Source organism: Commensalibacter papalotli (ex Servin-Garciduenas et al. 2014) (genome assembly GCF_000527695.1).
Lineage (GTDB): Bacteria > Pseudomonadota > Alphaproteobacteria > Acetobacterales > Acetobacteraceae > Commensalibacter > Commensalibacter papalotli.
In genome coordinates, this window is record NZ_ATSX01000001.1 from 858,804 (window position 1) to 874,770 (window position 15,967).

Here is a 15,967-nt window from a genome sequence, read left to right on the forward strand (position 1 = left end):
TTTAAATACTAAAATTATTTTTTTTAAAAATACTAAAATACTGTGAATCCATACAAATAATATGATCACTAATATTCAAATCAAAAAGACGGCCAGAACTTTGTAATGTTAGTGCAAATTTTGCCTCACCTTGACGCATTGCAGATGTGAATGCAGTATCAGAAACATAATAAACTGTAATTAAATTCATTGCATATAAATTTAAAGCTTTTTGAATAATATGTGAAATTGTCTCAACCCCTTGATATATAATATATTCGTCACAAATTAATCTTTGCTGATTATTTAAAAATAATAATCGTAATACTTTTTTGTTATGCAATTCGTTTTTTAATTTATACTCATTCAAATAAACAATCACATCTTTCCAACGCCTTAAATAAGGACGATTAAAAAAATCAGGAGCAACAAGACGTTCTATGACCTGTTTTAAAAATCCTATAATCTCAATAAATTCTTGTGAAAGATTTGCTTTTTGTAACTGATCCTCTTCGGCAAAAACAACCCCATTCAAAGAACCAAAATGATTAATCAAATGTTTTGCTAAAGGTTTAGTATCTCTTCTAGGAATAACAAGATATAGTAACATTTCTAAAAGTTCGTAATCCTCAAAAGCTTGGCCTCCTTTTTGCAACATTTTGAAACGCATCCGACCACGATGACCAACACCATTGAGATTTGCAAATTGTTTGCTTCTTTGTGAAACTGGCGGTAAAAAAGAATTATCCATCTTATCATCTTACTTTATTTCGATTTACAATAACCGATCAAAGCTACTTAAAAATATGACCGAGTATTTAAACCAGCTAAATAACGCACAACGCGAAGCCGTAGAAGCAACAGAAGGGCCTGTACTGGTCCTTGCAGGTGCAGGTACAGGAAAAACTAAAGTACTAACGACACGCTTTGCTCATATTTTACTGAGCGGAAAAGCTTACCCTAATCAAATTTTGGCTGTTACCTTTACGAACAAAGCTTCGAAAGAAATGAGTGAACGGATCGCTCACCTCATTCAACAGCCTATAGAAGGATTATGGCTAGGCAGTTTTCATAAGATATGTGCAAAAATGCTCAGAGTAAATGCTCAACTTGTTGGACTAAGTTCAAATTTCACCATTTTAGATACAGATGATCAACTTCGACTTATAAAACAAATTATTCCTAATTATCTTATTGATATAAAAACAACCCCTCCTCAACTGATACTGGGAATTATCCAATCTTGGAAAGACAAAGGTTTTTCTTATGGAAATCTTGCTCCAAGTGAGAAAAACACCTCTGAAAAAGTAATTATTCAAGAAATTTATCATGCCTATCAAATCAGATTACAACAATTAAATGCTTGTGACTTTGGCGACTTAATGTTGCACATGATGAATATTTTTAACCAATATCCAGAAATATTACAAAAATATCAACGCTATTTCCGTTACATACTCGTTGATGAATATCAAGATACTAATACAATCCAGTATTTATGGCTTCGTCTTCTAGCACAAAGATCGGGTGAAGTTGCCAATATTTGTTGTGTGGGTGATGATGATCAATCTATTTACTCTTGGCGCGGGGCAGAAATTGCCAATATTTTACGATTCGAAAAAGATTTCCCTGAAGCCAAAATTATTCGGTTAGAAGAAAACTATCGCTCAACGCAAAATATATTAGGTGCTGCCTCTGAACTTATTGATCATAACAGCGAACGCCTTGGTAAAAGCTTGCAAGCAGCCAATAAAGAATTACAAAACGAAAAAGTGCAGATTGCTTCGGTCTGGGATTCTGATGAAGAATCACGATTAATCTGTGATCAAATTATACATTTACAAAAAGATGGTTATCGCTATGGCGATATGGCGATTTTAATGAGAACAGGCTCTCAGACACGTCCTTTTGAAGAGCGCATGATTACACTGGGATTACCATATAAAATTATTGGCGGCTTACGATTTTATGAACGTGCAGAGATCAGAGATGCCATTGCTTATATGCGTATTGTTGCACAACCCAATGATAATCTGGCCTTGGAAAGAATTATCAATGTACCTCGAAGAGGTGTCGGCAGTGTTGCCTTACAAAAAATACACATGGCGGCGAGAGAACTGGATATACCTTTATTACAAGCTGTGGATCATCTACTCATTAATAATATGCTTAAAGGTAAAATTTTTACCGAACTTACACAATTAATGAATTTACTGGATCAAACTCGCAAGAAAATTGAAACAGAAGGCCATATCAGCGCCATTGACTATTTATTAAATGCTTGTGGCTATATTGATATGTGGAAACAAGATAAATCTATAGAGGCTGCTGGAAGGTTAGAAAATATCAAAGAGTTATTCCAAGCTACGGCTGAATTTCCTTCATTAGTAGAGTTCCTTGAACATATTTCCTTAATCATGGATAATGATGATTTATCAGGGGATGATAAAATTAATCTCATGACCCTTCATGCTGCCAAGGGATTAGAATTTAATATCGTATTCTTACCAGGATGGGAGGAAGGTCTTTTCCCTTCTCAAAGGACAATGGATGAAAGTGGAAATACCGGGTTAGAAGAAGAACGTCGCTTGGCTTATGTTGGTATTACCCGAGCCAAACAACGCTTATTTATCTCTCATGCAGCCAATCGACAAATATATGGACAGTGGCAGTCTTCTCTACCCAGTCGTTTTATTGATGAGATTTCTGACAAATATACCAAGAAAACATCTTATATTAAGCAAAGCCAGCAACGCTCTTTTCGCAAAAATACGTTTTCAGATAGTTATTCCTCTCCTAAATTTTCTTCACCGCAATCACAAGGAGCTTCTTACTCACCATCAAAACGCACCTACTCTGCCCCTCAAAGTAAAAATATTCCTGCAGGCAGCCGTGTCTTTCACCAAAAATTTGGACATGGAACTGTTCTCAGCACTGAGAATAATAAACTTGAAGTTGATTTTGATAAATCAGATATTAAACACGTAATTGACAGCTTTGTAACCTTAGAATCATGACATTAAAAATAAAAAGACACGCAACCGCCCTTGAAACTATTTCCGTAGTTGTTCCCGAAGAACACGTAGAAATCTTTGAAAATGCACTGGGAACCATATGCCCAACGGTGGGTATATTCGAAGAAGATTCTGACAAGAATATTTGGCGTTTAGAAGGCATTAAGGATGTTGGCTATGGCGAAGAAGAACTGGCCAATGCCTTAACATTGGCAAATAGTATCTCGGGCATATCCCCTGAATTACACAGAAAAGCAACCGAAAGTGATGGATGGCTTGCCAGAACCTATGAGGCTTTTCCTGAGCAAGTCATTGGTAAACGCTTTATCATTCGCGGCACTCATCTTGATGATACGCCTACACCTTCACATCTTGTATTAACATTAGATGCTGGGGTTGCTTTTGGTTCAGGCGAACATGGGTCAACTCGAGGCTGTTTAATTGCATTGGAAAAAATTGCACATAGCAAACCCAAACGCATTCTAGATTTAGGCTGTGGCTCTGGAATTTTGGCTATGGGTGCTGGGGCATTATTAAACAAAAAAGTCTTGGCGGTGGATATCGAACCTTGGTCAGTCAGAGCAGCTAAACAGAATGTTATTCGTAATGGATTAAGAAACCTGGTTATATGTGAGCATGGAAACGGATGGTTATCGCCTTCTATTCGTAAAAAAGCACCTTTTGATTTGGTTTTTGCTAATATTTTAGCCCGCCCTTTGTGTAAAATGGCGAAAGACCTTGCTAAAAACCTTGCACCTGGTGGTAAAGTAATTTTATCTGGATTACTGGCAACACAAATTCCAATGGTATTGATTGCACATCAACGCCAAGGACTAAAACTACAAGAAAAAATTATTCAAGGCAGCTGGGCTGCGTTAATTTTATACAAACCGACAACATCATGATTAATATTCGCCACGCCATTCATTCTGATCTACGTGATATTTTAGAAATTACCAATAATGAAATTATTAATGGTACTGCTTTTTGGATGACCATCCCCAGAACTTATCAAGAGCAAGTTCAGTGGTTTGAAGCTCGTGAAAAAGCAAACTATCCTGTCCTAGTAGCTGTTGATGAAACTCAAAAAGTATTAGGGTTTGCCTCTTATGGTTCATTTAGACCTTATGACGGTTATAAACATACGGTTGAACATTCTGTTTATATCTCTCCCAAAGCTCAGGGCAAGGGTGTTGGTAAAGCTTTGTTAAAAAACCTCATCTCTTATGCACAAAATCATCATGTCCATACAATGATTGCGGCCATTACAGAGGGTAATACTGCTTCTATTCGCTTACATGAATGGTTTAATTTTAAACATGGTGGCGTTCTACCTCAAACAGGTGTTAAATTCGATCAATGGTTAAATCTACTTTTTATGTATAAAATTTTAAAATCTGATCTTTAATTTCTTTAGGAAAACACTGAATTCATGACACCAATACAAAAGCTTACGCAACTCCGCTCTATTTTAAAACAACAGAACCTAGATGGGTTTATCATTCAACGCGGAGATGAGTTTTTAAATGAATATGTTGCGCCATATGCCGAGCGCTTGTCATGGTTAACTGGCTTTACAGGAAGTGCTGGCATCGCAGTTATTCTTGAAAACAAAGCAGCAGTATTTTCCGATGGCCGTTATATTTTACAAATGCAACAAGAGCTGGATGAAACTTGTTGGAAAAATTTTCATATCTCTAAGCACCGTCCCAGTCAATGGATTGCAGAGCAAAACGCAAATATAACTCGTGTGGGATATGACCCTAAATTAATGAGTGAAAGAGATTTAAAAGCCTTTGAGCACTCTTTAATCACCATGGTTCCTATACCTCAAAATTTAATTGATGCTATTTGGATTGATCAACCAACCCCTCCGAATAAACCGATTACTCCTCATGAAGAGCGTTTTTCAGGACAAGATCATCAAGAAAAGATTAACAATTTACAACAAGAGCTTATTAAAAACCAACAAAATGCTTTTATTCTTTGCGACCCAGCTTCTATCTGTTGGCTGTTAAATATCAGAGGGAGTGATGTTCCCTATACGCCTATTCCTTTGGTTTTTGCAATTATTAAACAAGATCATGTTTTTTTATACGCAGAACCTTCTCAATACACAGAGGGTTTATCCGAGTTTCTTGGTGACCATATTCTTTTAAAATCTCATAAAGAATTGGAAAAAGATCTTGCTGGCTTTAGTAACAAAGCCATAGCATTAGACCCCATCCAAACGCCAGTTTGGTTTATACAAACCCTAGAACAATATAACGTCACTATTAATAAACGTACCAATCCTTGTATTGCCCTTAAAGCTTGTAAAAATAAAACAGAACAAGATGGCGCACGACAAGCCCATATTCGAGATGCGGTAGCAATGTGTCGATTTTTATATTGGTTAGAAAAATACGGTATTGGTCAAAGTGAAGTTGAGGTTGCAAGTAAACTTAATGCTTTCCGCCAAGAGTCTGGAGATATATTTTATAAAGAAGAAAGTTTTCCTGCTATTTCAGGGGTTGGGGCCAATGGTGCCATTATTCATTATCATGCAACCCCAGAGAATTGCTCAATACTGAAAGAAAATCAAACTTACTTAATTGATAGTGGTGGCCAATATCTTGATGGTACGACCGATATTACCCGTACTATATGGCTTGGTAACAATATTGCTCCAATGTCTGTAAAAGAAGCTACAACACGCGTATTACAAGGGCATATTGCTATTTCTGCTGCTGTATTTCCACAAGGAACAACAGGAAGTCGTCTTGACGTTTTGGCCAGATATGCTTTGTGGCAACAAGGGCTTGATTACGACCATGGTACAGGACATGGTGTTGGAAGTTATTTATCTGTTCATGAAGGTCCTTGCCGTATTTCCTCTATCCCTTTTCCTGTGCCTTTAGAGGCTGGTATGATTATTTCCAACGAGCCTGGATATTATCTTTCGGGACAATATGGAATTCGTTTAGAAAATCTTTTGCTGGTAACCACGGCTTCATTTGATAATTTCTTGCAATTTGAGCCTTTGACTTTGGTGCCATTTGATCTCAATTTAATTGCAACCGAGCATTTATCTCCAACTGAAAAAAATTGGCTTAATCAGTATCATCAAAAAGTTCACAAGACGATTTCGCCCTATCTTGATATCGAAGAGCAACAATGGTTGCAAAGCGCGTGTGCGCCTGTAACATAGTTGTTCCTTTTCTATTTTATAAAAAACTTTATAATATAATTAAAACACAGTCATGTTGAACTTTATTTAAAGGAAATTTTAAATGTCTAATGCTAATTTAATTCCCGTAACCCTTATTCCTGGCGATGGTATTGGCCCAGAAATTATTAAATCTACGCTTGAGATTTTAGAAACAATTAAAGCGCCATTTCAATGGGATAAACAATTAGCAGGCATGGCTGCTGTTGATGCATCAGGAGAGCCTCTTCCTCAACAAACCATAGACAGTATTCATAAAACTGGTTTGGCTTTAAAAGGCCCTTTGACAACACCTGTTGGTAAAGGATTTCGTTCTATTAATGTAACTTTACGCAAAGAATTTGGCCTTTATGCCAATGTCCGTCCAACTCGCACTTTGATTCCTGGTGGACGTTTTGAAAATGTAGATATTGTTTTAGTTCGTGAAAACCTTGAAGGGTTTTACGCTGCTATGGAACATTATATTCCTGTTGATGATGATCAAAAAGCGATTGCGACTTGTACAGGATATACATCTAGAAAAGAATGCCGCCGCATTGTAAAATATGCATTTGATTATGCTGTGCTACATGGCCGTAAAAAAGTAACTTTAGTTCATAAAGCTAATATTTTAAAAGAGCTTTGTGGTTTATTCCTTGAGGAAGGTCGCAAAGTTGCCAAAGAATACGAAGGTAAAATTGCTTGCGAGGAACGTATTGTTGATGCGTGTGCTATGGAATTAGTGATTAAACCTGAAACTTATGATGTCATTGTTACTACGAATTTATTTGGGGATATTCTTTCTGATTTAACCTCTGGGTTGATTGGTGGTTTAGGAATGCCTCCTGGTGCTAATATTGGTGAAAAAGCTGCTATGTTCGAAGCTGTTCATGGTTCAGCCCCTGATATCGCTGGGAAAAATATGGCTAACCCTCTTGCTGTATTACGTGCCTCGGCAATGATGTTAGAGCATGTTAAACGTGAAGATCTGGCAAAACGGATCGAATCAGCCATTGAAAAAGTTGTAGTACACGATAAAATCCGTACCAAAGACCTTGGTGGAAACGCATCCACAACCGATATGACCGCCGCGTTAAAACAAGCAATTGCATAATATAAAATACAAATGTTATTTCAATGATTGCCCTAGAAATAACACTTTTAAGGTTGAATATTTCAAATAACATAATTTTTATATTAACTTTTTAAATAAGAAACCTTATACTGAAATTATGATTTTAAAAGGAGTTTAAAATGGCTAAGCCTTGTAAGAAAATATGGCGTACCCTTGTTGGGCTGGGATTTGCCGCATGCGGAATCAGCAAAGTTATGGGTATTGAAATTCAAGAAAAAAGATTTTCACAACTAAATTGGACTCAGTCTAATATGAAGACAATTGGTGGTGCACAAATTGCTGGTGCTGCTTTGCTCAGCTGTAAAAAAACTTCAAAACTAGGTGCTTTATTATTGGCTGCCTCTGCATTATGTCTATTAATCACTGGATTAAAACATAATAGAAAACAAGAATTAGCAATTGATGGCTTGGGAATCTTTGCTGCTCTTTCAATTCTATTTTCTAAAAATTGTAAAAATTAATTATAAATTTTCTAATTAAGATATTAATAGCTCTTTTATAGTTATAAAAGAGCTATTTTTGTATCTACATATTACCTAAAATATTAGATAATGCATTGAGATCTTGCGCTGAAGGATCAGTTGATACCTTGGCACGTTTTGCATTATAAGCTGCTAATTGCTTTTCTTTTGATTGCAACTCTTTGGATGTCAAAGAATGGTTTGCTTTGGCTTGCTGTAATTTTTGACGCGCGGCCCATGCTTGGCTATCAATCTTACTCAACTCATTTCTGCGTTGTGCAATACTGTCTTGAAGTTGATTGGCCTGTTGATATGATTGCTGAGCTTGCTGTTGTTTTTGCGCGGCATTTTGCTTTTCGGAACCCAATTGAGTTTGCAAATTTTGAGTACGGTTTTGATATCCTCCTCCTACAGAACATCCAATACCTGAAAAAAAACCAGCCTGATCTGGATTACAATCTTGCGTAGAAGAGCAGCCTGCTAACAACAATATTCCTGTCAATGGCAAGAAAAAACGAAAAGACTTTATCATTTTACCCTCTTGTTTGGCTATAACCAGTTGGCTGAGCCCCCATTCCAGTGGCCAATACGTTTTCAGCATACTTTAAACGATTAATCGCATCGTCTGTTTGTTGTGCTTCTTGAGTAAATCGGGGATCTTTGGATAATGTCGCATATTGATGCATTTGACGACTTTGCTCTGAGTAATAATTAATCTTACTATTCAAATCAGTAGAAGTTTTTTGAATTTTCGTTAATTGGCGTTTATATTGTGTTGTTGAGATTTTTTTAGATGCGATTTGTTGGTTTAATGTTGCCAATTGTTTTTGGGCAGCATCCACTTGTTGTGCTGCTTGCTGTGCATCTGATTGCGCTGTCAAAGCGATTTGATGTGCAGCCGCAATTTGTTGATTTAACTGATCCTCGGTCATTTGTTGATTTTGGTTACGTTCAGCAACCATGTATCCCGTACCAGTTCCCAAAGCTGCGCCACTTAATGAACCAATTAACAATCCTTTTTTACCTCCAGCAAGACCACCCACCAATGCACCTAATGCTGTACCTGCTATGGCACCTGTTCCCATTGTATTATTATACTGAGCATTGCGCTGATTTTGTCTGTTTTGTTCAGGCGTTAAATTAGGGTTATTGGTCGCAGAGCAAGCAGATAACATGACACAAGTTGTGCCAATGGTAATTAATTTATAAAAACTATATTTACGCATTTATCAATGACCTTCTATTTAAATTATCTGTCATAGATTTTTACAATAAATAACTCGGTAGTGTATGAATATTAAACATGTTACAATATATATACAAATAGGGTTGTATTTTTACCACTTTCATTAAAAGCACTTTATTTTTATAATGCTTATCTATAGGGATAAAGCATTACTCGCTATTTTTTCAAAGACTATCTCAATGTGCTTTTCTTTTCTATTGCGATCATTACTTTTTACCGGAACTTTATACATAACAATGTCTGGATCTTTCGCTGATACTCCTCAAATAGAATCAAAAAATGCTCCTGTGATTTCATTACAAAATCAAGGTAAAATCCAAGGGATTTTTGATAGAAATTTAGTTATTTTTAAAGGGGTTCCGTATGCTAGTCCCCCAGTTCAATCTTTTAGATGGTTACCTCCACAGCCTGTTCAAAAATGGCAAGGTATAAAAGAAACGACACGGTTTGCTCCAATTTGCAGTCAAAAGGCGACTAGTTGGGATACTGATCCAGCTTTAAAAAACACTAGTGAAGATTGTTTATATTTAAATATTTGGGCACCCAAAGCGTTTTTTGATCATCCACAGGATCAACATTTATATCCTGTTATGGTATGGATACATGGTGGCGCATTTGTTTCTGGTGGCAGCTCTTTGGAAATTTATAATCCGTCTGCTCTTGCTCAACAAGGAATTGTTGTAGTCAGTTTTAATTATCGTTTGGGACGTTTTGGTTTTTTTGCTCACCCTGCTTTAAAGCAAGAGAGTGAAGAAGATCAATGGGCTAATTATGGCTTAATGGATCAAATAGCAGCTTTAAAATGGGTAAAAAATAATATTATATCCTTTGGTGGGGACAGCAATAATGTAACTGTTTTTGGAGAATCTGCTGGAGGGGCCTCCATTATTTCGTTGATGACTATTACTGATGCCAAAGGTTTATTTGACAAAGCAATTATTCAATCTGGAACAGGGCATTCCAAAGCATTCCCTCTTACCCCCCAAAATCAAGCTGAAGCAATAGGAATTAATTTTGCACAAAAGCATCATATTTTAAGTAGTGGTGTTGATGCCTTACAAGAGCTTAGATCTTTACCAACAGATTATATAATTGATGATTTAAATATACAAAATTTGCAGCCTAATTTATTTGCAGGATTAATTATTGATCAAACCTTATTAACTCAATCTCTTGAAGAAGCATATGTTAAAGGAGATTTCTATCCTGTTCCTTTGTTAATTGGAGATACGGATGGTGACGGTTTATTATTATCTAAAACCTCTTTAGCTGATTTAGCCAAAGATCTTCATACAACGACAGAAGCCATTAACCATATATATAATCCAGACAATAAAAAGTCTGAATCTAGTATTATTCATCAACTTATTGCTGATACTCAGATTTTAGAACCTACACGCCTACTTGCACATCAAGTTGCAAGTAAAAATAAACCTGTATACCGTTATCGCTTTTCATATATTGCGGATGCTGCTCGTTCCTATAGCTCTTTTGGCGCAACGCACGCATCGGAAATTCCCTATATATTTGATAATTTATCTAAAGCTTATCGTTCTGTAAGTAACCAAGATCATGCTATGGCCAAGGCTATTATGATGTCATGGGTTAATTTTGCCAAGAATGGTAACCCATCCGTCCAAGGGTTTCCAATTTTTTTGCCAATTAATCAGGCACCAGAACAATTGCTGCATTTTGGTATGGATGGAATTAAATTTGAAAAAGACCCTTTTAAAAATCGACTAGATTTTATTGAAAGTATTTTTACAAAGAAAAATAGCAAAAACAAACAGGATATTCCAGTAAATAAAAATCTACCGAAATATCCTACTCGTTAAGTAATCATGTGATTATGGGAAAAGACCTCTGGCTTGCTTAGCAAGATGAACACGTTTTAACCCTGCACATGTAGCAGCCATACGATTGCTTACTTTTAATTCTTTGGCACTTTTAACAGTGTCATAGAATCCCTTATCCATGATTTTTTTCATACGACTGATAATTTCTTCTTCTTCCCAGAAGAATTGTTGTAAATCTTGAACCCATTCAAAGTAACTGACGGTTACACCGCCAGAGTTACATAGAATATCAGGAATGATGAAAATTTCTGGACGTTTTGCAAATACAGCATCTGCTTCTAATGTTGTTGGGCCATTCGCTGCTTCTGCTATAATTCTGCATTCAATTTTATTAGCGATCTCTTCAGTAATTACACGCTCAACCGCAGCAGGAACCAATACATCACATTTAATCGTTAAAATTGTATTCGGATCAGTCAAACATTCTTTGGAATATCCTTTTAATACACCATGTTTTGCAACATATGCAATAATTTCAGGAATATTCAATCCTTTTGGATCATGATAAGCAGCAGTATGATCACTGATGGCCAGGATTTTAACCCCTAAAGCATGCAATTCATTTGCTGCAACAGAACCAACATTGCCAAATCCTTGGATCACAGCCGTTGATTGAGCAAGGTTTAAATTAATTTCCTCTGCTGCACGGACAATTGTATGCGTCACACCTCGTCCTGTTGCTTCTCTACGTCCAACGGTTCCACCACAGCTTACTGGTTTACCAGTTACAATTTCTGTAACAGTTTGGCCTGCATCATTAGAATAGGTATCCATAAACCAAGCCATTACTTGCTCGTTGGTTCCAATATCAGGAGCCATGACATCAACATGTGGACCAACAAATGGAATCAGTTCTTGCATAAAGCGTCGTGATAGTGCCTCTAACTCTTTTAAAGAAAGAGAATAAGGATCGACACGAACCCCACCTTTTGCCCCACCATAAGGAAGGTTCATTAACGCACATTTCCAGCTCATCCACAGAGACAATGCAGCAACCTCACCGATATCAACATGTGGAGAGAAGCGCACACCACCTTTTGCTGGCCCTAAACTCAAATGATGTTGAACACGATAACCTTCATAAACAACAGTTGAGCCATCATCACGATGTATTGGGCATGTCACTGCAATTGCTCTTTTAGGATATAATAAACGATCACGCTGATCTTGCGGGATCTCTAAAATATCTGCAGCTTGCAAAAATTGTTGACGCGCCATGCCAAATACAGGGCCGCTATAAATATCGAACATATTATATCCTTAAGTAATACAAAACCAGAGCGGATATTACCCCTAATTATAAATATCGATAAATAAACTTAAAGTGTTTAATAAAAACCCATCAAAACCATATAAATCCTATTTAATTGAGCAGATATTTGATGTAAGAAACTACATAATCATAATTATATTTAGTTTGCAGCTTCGAAGGTCTCCCATGTCCATTTTTTCTCAATTTGATGATATTTTACACCAACAAGGTAATTTAAGGAACAAAATCACTGAGGCAACCCGCATTCCTGAAACTCAGTGTGTTCAAACGCTTATTCAACAAGTAATCTTGCCTGATGCTGTGAATGAGCAAATCACAAATCATGCCAAAGCATTAACACAATATCTAAGAAATCATCGTAACCTAAAGGGTGTAGAAACACTCGTTCAAGAATTTTCTTTGTCTTCAGCAGAAGGCATCGCATTGATGTGTTTGGCCGAAGCATTATTACGTATTCCTGATGTAGAAACACGTGATGCACTTATTCGTGATAAAATAAGCTCAGGGGATTGGACCTCTCACGCAGGGTTCAAAAAACCCATATTTACGAATGCGGCCGCATGGGGATTGGCCGTTACAGGTAAATTAGTAACCCCAGTCAAAGAAAGCAATTTAGCAGCTGCACTCACCAAATTAGTACAACGCCAAGGTGAAGGGGTTATTCGCCTCAGCCTTGATCGCGCAATGCGTATGATGGGTGAGCAATTTGTCCTGGGACAAACGATTGACGAAGCTTTGAAATACAGTAAAAAACAAGAAAAAATAGGATTTCGTTATTCCTATGATATGTTAGGCGAAGCTGCAATCACCAAAGAAGACGCCGAACGTTATCGTATTGACTATGAGAATGCATTGCACGCTATTGGTCGTTCTGCTCAAGGAAACACTGTTTACGAACGTGCTGGTTTATCGATTAAATTATCTGCATTACACCCAAGATATTCTCGCGCACAACATGACAGAGTCATGGAAGAATTGCTCCCAACACTCACCAATTTAATTATTTTGGCACGTCGATACAATGTAGGTATTAATATTGATGCTGAAGAGAGTGAACGTTTGGAACTTTCTTTAGATTTAATGGAATCTATTTGTCATCATCCAGAATTAAAAGATTGGAATGGTATTGGTTTTGTTGTCCAAGCCTATGGTCGCAGAGCACCCTATGTTCTTGATTATTTAATTGACCTAGCACGTCGTACGGAACGCCGTTTGATGATTAGATTGGTCAAAGGCGCTTATTGGGACAGTGAAATCAAAAAAGCTCAAGTAGAAGGACAATCTGATTTTCCTGTTTATACCAGAAAAATCTATACCGACATAAGCTATATTGCTTGTGCACGTAAACTGCTTGAGCATCGTGACGCGGTTTTCCCGCAATTTGCTACACATAATGTACGCACCTTAACAACTATTTATGCTCTAGCTGGTAAAAATTATGACCCAGAACAATACGAGTTTCAATGCTTACACGGTATGGGTGAACAATTATATAATAAAGTAGTTCAAGCAGAACATCTATCCAGACCTTGTCGAATTTATGCTCCTGTTGGAACGCATGAAACTTTATTGGCCTACTTAGTTCGTCGTTTGTTAGAAAATGGTGCGAATTCTTCATTTGTTAACCAAATTGGAAATGATTCTATTTCCATTAACCAGCTTATTTCGGATCCGATTGCCGAAGCATTAAAAATTAATCCTGTCGGAAGTCAACATTCTTCTATCAGAGCGCCTTTAGATATTTATGGTAAAGAAAGACTAAACTCAAAAGGGATTGATTTTAACGACGAATTTACCCTGCAAGCGCTTTCAAAAGCATTAAAAGATTCTCCAAAAGAATGGGAATGTTTGCCTATTCTTGCAGGTAAAGTTAAAAAATCAAAAATTAAACCAACTGACATATTAAATCCTGCTGATCACACAGATAAAGTAGGTACAGTAATTGAGGCATCTAAAGAAGATATTGATCAAGCTTTTCAAGCTGCTGTTAAGGCTGCTGAAAGTTGGGCCTCGACCACTCCTAAAGAAAGAGCAGCCCCTTTATTAAAAGCAGCTGATATGCTAGAAGAGCAAATATATCCTTTGCTGGGATTGATTGTTCGTGAAGCTGGAAAATCCTTTCTTAACGCTTTAGCAGAAATCAGAGAAGCTGTTGATTTCTTACGTTATTATGGCACAACGATTTCTCAGACTTATGATAATAAAACCCATATTGCTTTGGGTGGGCCTGTCGTTTGTATCAGCCCTTGGAATTTCCCCTTGGCTATTTTCCTTGGACAAGTTTCAGCAGCTTTGGCAGCAGGAAACCCAGTGCTTGCAAAACCCGCCGAAGAAACACCCTTGATCGCAGCCAAAGCAGTGCAGATCTTACATGAAGCAGGTATTCCAACAGAAATATTGCAACTTTTACCTGGTAAAGGCGACGTTGGTGCAGCACTGGTTTCTCATAAAAACGTTTATGGCGTTATGTTTACTGGCTCTACCGCAGTAGCACGTGAGATTTCAAAAGGCTTGGCCAGCAGAAGATCTCCATTAGGTGATATTATTCCTTTTGTTGCTGAAACAGGTGGACAAAACACGCTAATCGTTGACTCCTCAGCTTTGGCTGAACAAGTCGTCGTTGATATTATTGCCTCTGCTTTTGACAGTGCTGGTCAACGTTGTTCTGCATTACGTGTATTATGTGTCCAAGAAGATTGCGCTAACCGTGTGATTACTATGTTACGCGGCGCAACAGAAGAGTTGACTGTTGCTAATCCTATATCTTTAAAAACGGACGTTGGCCCTGTCATCAGTCAGGAAGCTTTGGATCGTTTAAATAAACATGTTGAGTATATGAAAGGTAAAGGATTTAAAGTATGGTCATTATCTTTACCTGACGGCACAAAAAATGGTACCTTTATGATGCCTACGATTATCGAAATTAATCAAATTTCTGATATTCCTGATGAAGTTTTTGGTCCTGTCTTACATATTATCCGTTATAAAAGAAATCAACTTGATAGCCTCATCGACACTATCAACAAAACAGGCTTTGGATTAACTTTCGGTGTTCATTCACGTATTGATGAAATGATTGAACATACCACCAGCAAAATCCATGCGGGTAATATCTATATTAACCGCAATATTATTGGTGCAATTGTTGGAGTTCAACCATTTGGCGGTCATGGACTTTCTGGAACAGGTCCAAAAGCTGGGGCACCTTTTATTATAAGAAGATTATTAAAGCAAGCTCCTTCTTATGATTTATTACCTAAACAAACCCCTCCAACCATTGCTCAACAATGGATCAGATGGCTTGAGCAATATAAACAAGATTTCTTGCCTGTTGCACATGAAATTTTATCCCATACACTTGTCGGTACAAAAATAGAGCTTAAAGGCCCCGTTGGCGAAGAAAATATCTATAGCCTATCCCCTCGTGGAACTGTGCTATGTATTGCCAAAACAGAGTATATTTTAATGCGTCAAATCACTTTGGCTCTGGGTGCGGGGAATTCTGTAAATATTCTTGCTAATGATAAAATCACAGAATGGTATGAACAACTTCCTCTTTTCCTTAAACAAGAAATTACCAAAGTTAAAAAAGCAGACGAAAACCCTTGTGTGGTTATTCTTGGGGAGAATGCATGCCCAGAATTTGAAAATGCACGTCAAACTTTGGCATTTACAAATCATGGTATCGTTTCAGCCTTTATCGTTGATGAAATATATAACCCAAGTGATTTCCTTATGGAGGAACAGTCCACCAGTATTAACACAACTGCCGCAGGTGGTAATGCATCATTAATGACAATTGAGTAATTACTAATT

General features: G+C 37.1%; 12 protein-coding genes. 8 read left to right on the forward strand and 4 right to left on the reverse strand.

The features are described from left to right. Position 1: 1 nt before the first annotated feature. Positions 2–730 (reverse strand): JAB domain-containing protein, encoded by a 729-nt coding sequence (locus COMX_RS03905; protein ID WP_034337226.1) that lies wholly within the window; start codon positions 728–730, stop codon positions 2–4. A gap of 55 nt (positions 731–785) precedes the next feature. On the opposite strand from COMX_RS03905, the gene COMX_RS03910 reads away from it, so the two are divergent. The 6 genes from COMX_RS03910 (at position 786) to COMX_RS03935 (ending at position 7,776) form a co-directional block, all read left to right on the forward strand. Beyond that, positions 786–2,996, forward strand: a complete 2,211-nt coding sequence (locus COMX_RS03910) for an ATP-dependent helicase (protein ID WP_034337228.1) — start codon at positions 786–788, stop codon at positions 2,994–2,996. Beyond that, entirely contained in the window at positions 2,993–3,898 is a 906-nt protein-coding gene (locus COMX_RS03915) for a 50S ribosomal protein L11 methyltransferase (RefSeq protein WP_034337231.1), read from the forward strand. The genes COMX_RS03910 and COMX_RS03915 overlap by 4 nt, the downstream gene beginning before the upstream one ends. Then, complete coding sequence (locus tag COMX_RS03920) at positions 3,895–4,401, forward strand: GNAT family N-acetyltransferase (protein ID WP_034337234.1); 507 nt, start codon at positions 3,895–3,897, stop codon at positions 4,399–4,401. The genes COMX_RS03915 and COMX_RS03920 overlap by 4 nt, the downstream gene beginning before the upstream one ends. 24 nt (positions 4,402–4,425) lie before the next feature. Then, complete coding sequence (locus COMX_RS03925; protein WP_034337236.1) at positions 4,426–6,183, forward strand: aminopeptidase P family protein; 1,758 nt, start codon at positions 4,426–4,428, stop codon at positions 6,181–6,183. A gap of 82 nt (positions 6,184–6,265) precedes the next feature. Next, positions 6,266–7,294, forward strand: a complete 1,029-nt coding sequence (locus tag COMX_RS03930) for an isocitrate/isopropylmalate dehydrogenase family protein (RefSeq protein ID WP_034337238.1) — start codon at positions 6,266–6,268, stop codon at positions 7,292–7,294. Between the two features lie 140 nt (positions 7,295–7,434). Next, a complete protein-coding gene (locus tag COMX_RS03935) occupies positions 7,435–7,776 on the forward strand; it encodes a DoxX family protein (RefSeq protein WP_034337240.1) in 342 nt (113 codons plus the stop codon). Between the two features lie 64 nt (positions 7,777–7,840). On the opposite strand, the gene COMX_RS10615 is transcribed toward COMX_RS03935, so the two are convergent. After that, the gene (locus COMX_RS10615; protein WP_051461848.1) at positions 7,841–8,308 is read right to left on the reverse strand and encodes a hypothetical protein; all 468 of its coding nucleotides are present in this window, start codon (positions 8,306–8,308) and stop codon (positions 7,841–7,843) included. 1 nt (position 8,309) lies between these two features. After that, the gene (locus COMX_RS10620; RefSeq protein WP_051461849.1) at positions 8,310–9,002 is read right to left on the reverse strand and encodes a glycine zipper domain-containing protein; all 693 of its coding nucleotides are present in this window, start codon (positions 9,000–9,002) and stop codon (positions 8,310–8,312) included. 256 nt (positions 9,003–9,258) lie between these two features. Here COMX_RS10620 and COMX_RS03950 point away from each other — a divergent pair, with 256 nt between their 5' ends. Further along, entirely contained in the window at positions 9,259–10,857 is a 1,599-nt protein-coding gene (locus tag COMX_RS03950) for a carboxylesterase/lipase family protein (RefSeq protein WP_051461850.1), read from the forward strand. A 12-nt stretch (positions 10,858–10,869) separates the two neighbouring features. Here the strand turns inward: COMX_RS03950 and COMX_RS03955 are convergent, their stop codons facing one another. Beyond that, entirely contained in the window at positions 10,870–12,129 is a 1,260-nt protein-coding gene (locus COMX_RS03955) for a Glu/Leu/Phe/Val family dehydrogenase (protein WP_034337246.1), read from the reverse strand. Positions 12,130–12,316: 187 nt separating this feature from the next. Between COMX_RS03955 and putA the strand changes: the two genes are divergently transcribed. After that, positions 12,317–15,958: a bifunctional proline dehydrogenase/L-glutamate gamma-semialdehyde dehydrogenase PutA gene (gene putA, locus COMX_RS03960; protein ID WP_034337250.1), complete on the forward strand. Its 3,642-nt coding sequence runs from the start codon at positions 12,317–12,319 to the stop codon at positions 15,956–15,958. Positions 15,959–15,967: the final 9 nt, after the last annotated feature.

What these genes read in the sequence shown, in the direction of transcription:
- COMX_RS03935 (WP_034337240.1), top strand. Translation starts at nt 7,435, where the DNA reads ATGGCTAAGCCTTGTAAGAAAATATGGCGTACCCTTGTTGGGCTGGGA.
- COMX_RS03930 (WP_034337238.1), top strand. Translation starts at nt 6,266, where the DNA reads ATGTCTAATGCTAATTTAATTCCCGTAACCCTTATTCCTGGCGATGGT.
- COMX_RS03950 (WP_051461850.1), top strand. Translation starts at nt 9,259, where the DNA reads ATGTCTGGATCTTTCGCTGATACTCCTCAAATAGAATCAAAAAATGCT.
- COMX_RS10620 (WP_051461849.1), bottom strand. Translation starts at nt 9,002, where the DNA reads ATGCGTAAATATAGTTTTTATAAATTAATTACCATTGGCACAACTTGT.
- COMX_RS03905 (WP_034337226.1), bottom strand. Translation starts at nt 730, where the DNA reads ATGGATAATTCTTTTTTACCGCCAGTTTCACAAAGAAGCAAACAATTT.
- COMX_RS10615 (WP_051461848.1), bottom strand. Translation starts at nt 8,308, where the DNA reads ATGATAAAGTCTTTTCGTTTTTTCTTGCCATTGACAGGAATATTGTTG.
- putA (WP_034337250.1), top strand. Translation starts at nt 12,317, where the DNA reads ATGTCCATTTTTTCTCAATTTGATGATATTTTACACCAACAAGGTAAT.
- COMX_RS03915 (WP_034337231.1), top strand. Translation starts at nt 2,993, where the DNA reads ATGACATTAAAAATAAAAAGACACGCAACCGCCCTTGAAACTATTTCC.
- COMX_RS03910 (WP_034337228.1), top strand. Translation starts at nt 786, where the DNA reads ATGACCGAGTATTTAAACCAGCTAAATAACGCACAACGCGAAGCCGTA.
- COMX_RS03920 (WP_034337234.1), top strand. Translation starts at nt 3,895, where the DNA reads ATGATTAATATTCGCCACGCCATTCATTCTGATCTACGTGATATTTTA.
- COMX_RS03955 (WP_034337246.1), bottom strand. Translation starts at nt 12,129, where the DNA reads ATGTTCGATATTTATAGCGGCCCTGTATTTGGCATGGCGCGTCAACAA.
- COMX_RS03925 (WP_034337236.1), top strand. Translation starts at nt 4,426, where the DNA reads ATGACACCAATACAAAAGCTTACGCAACTCCGCTCTATTTTAAAACAA.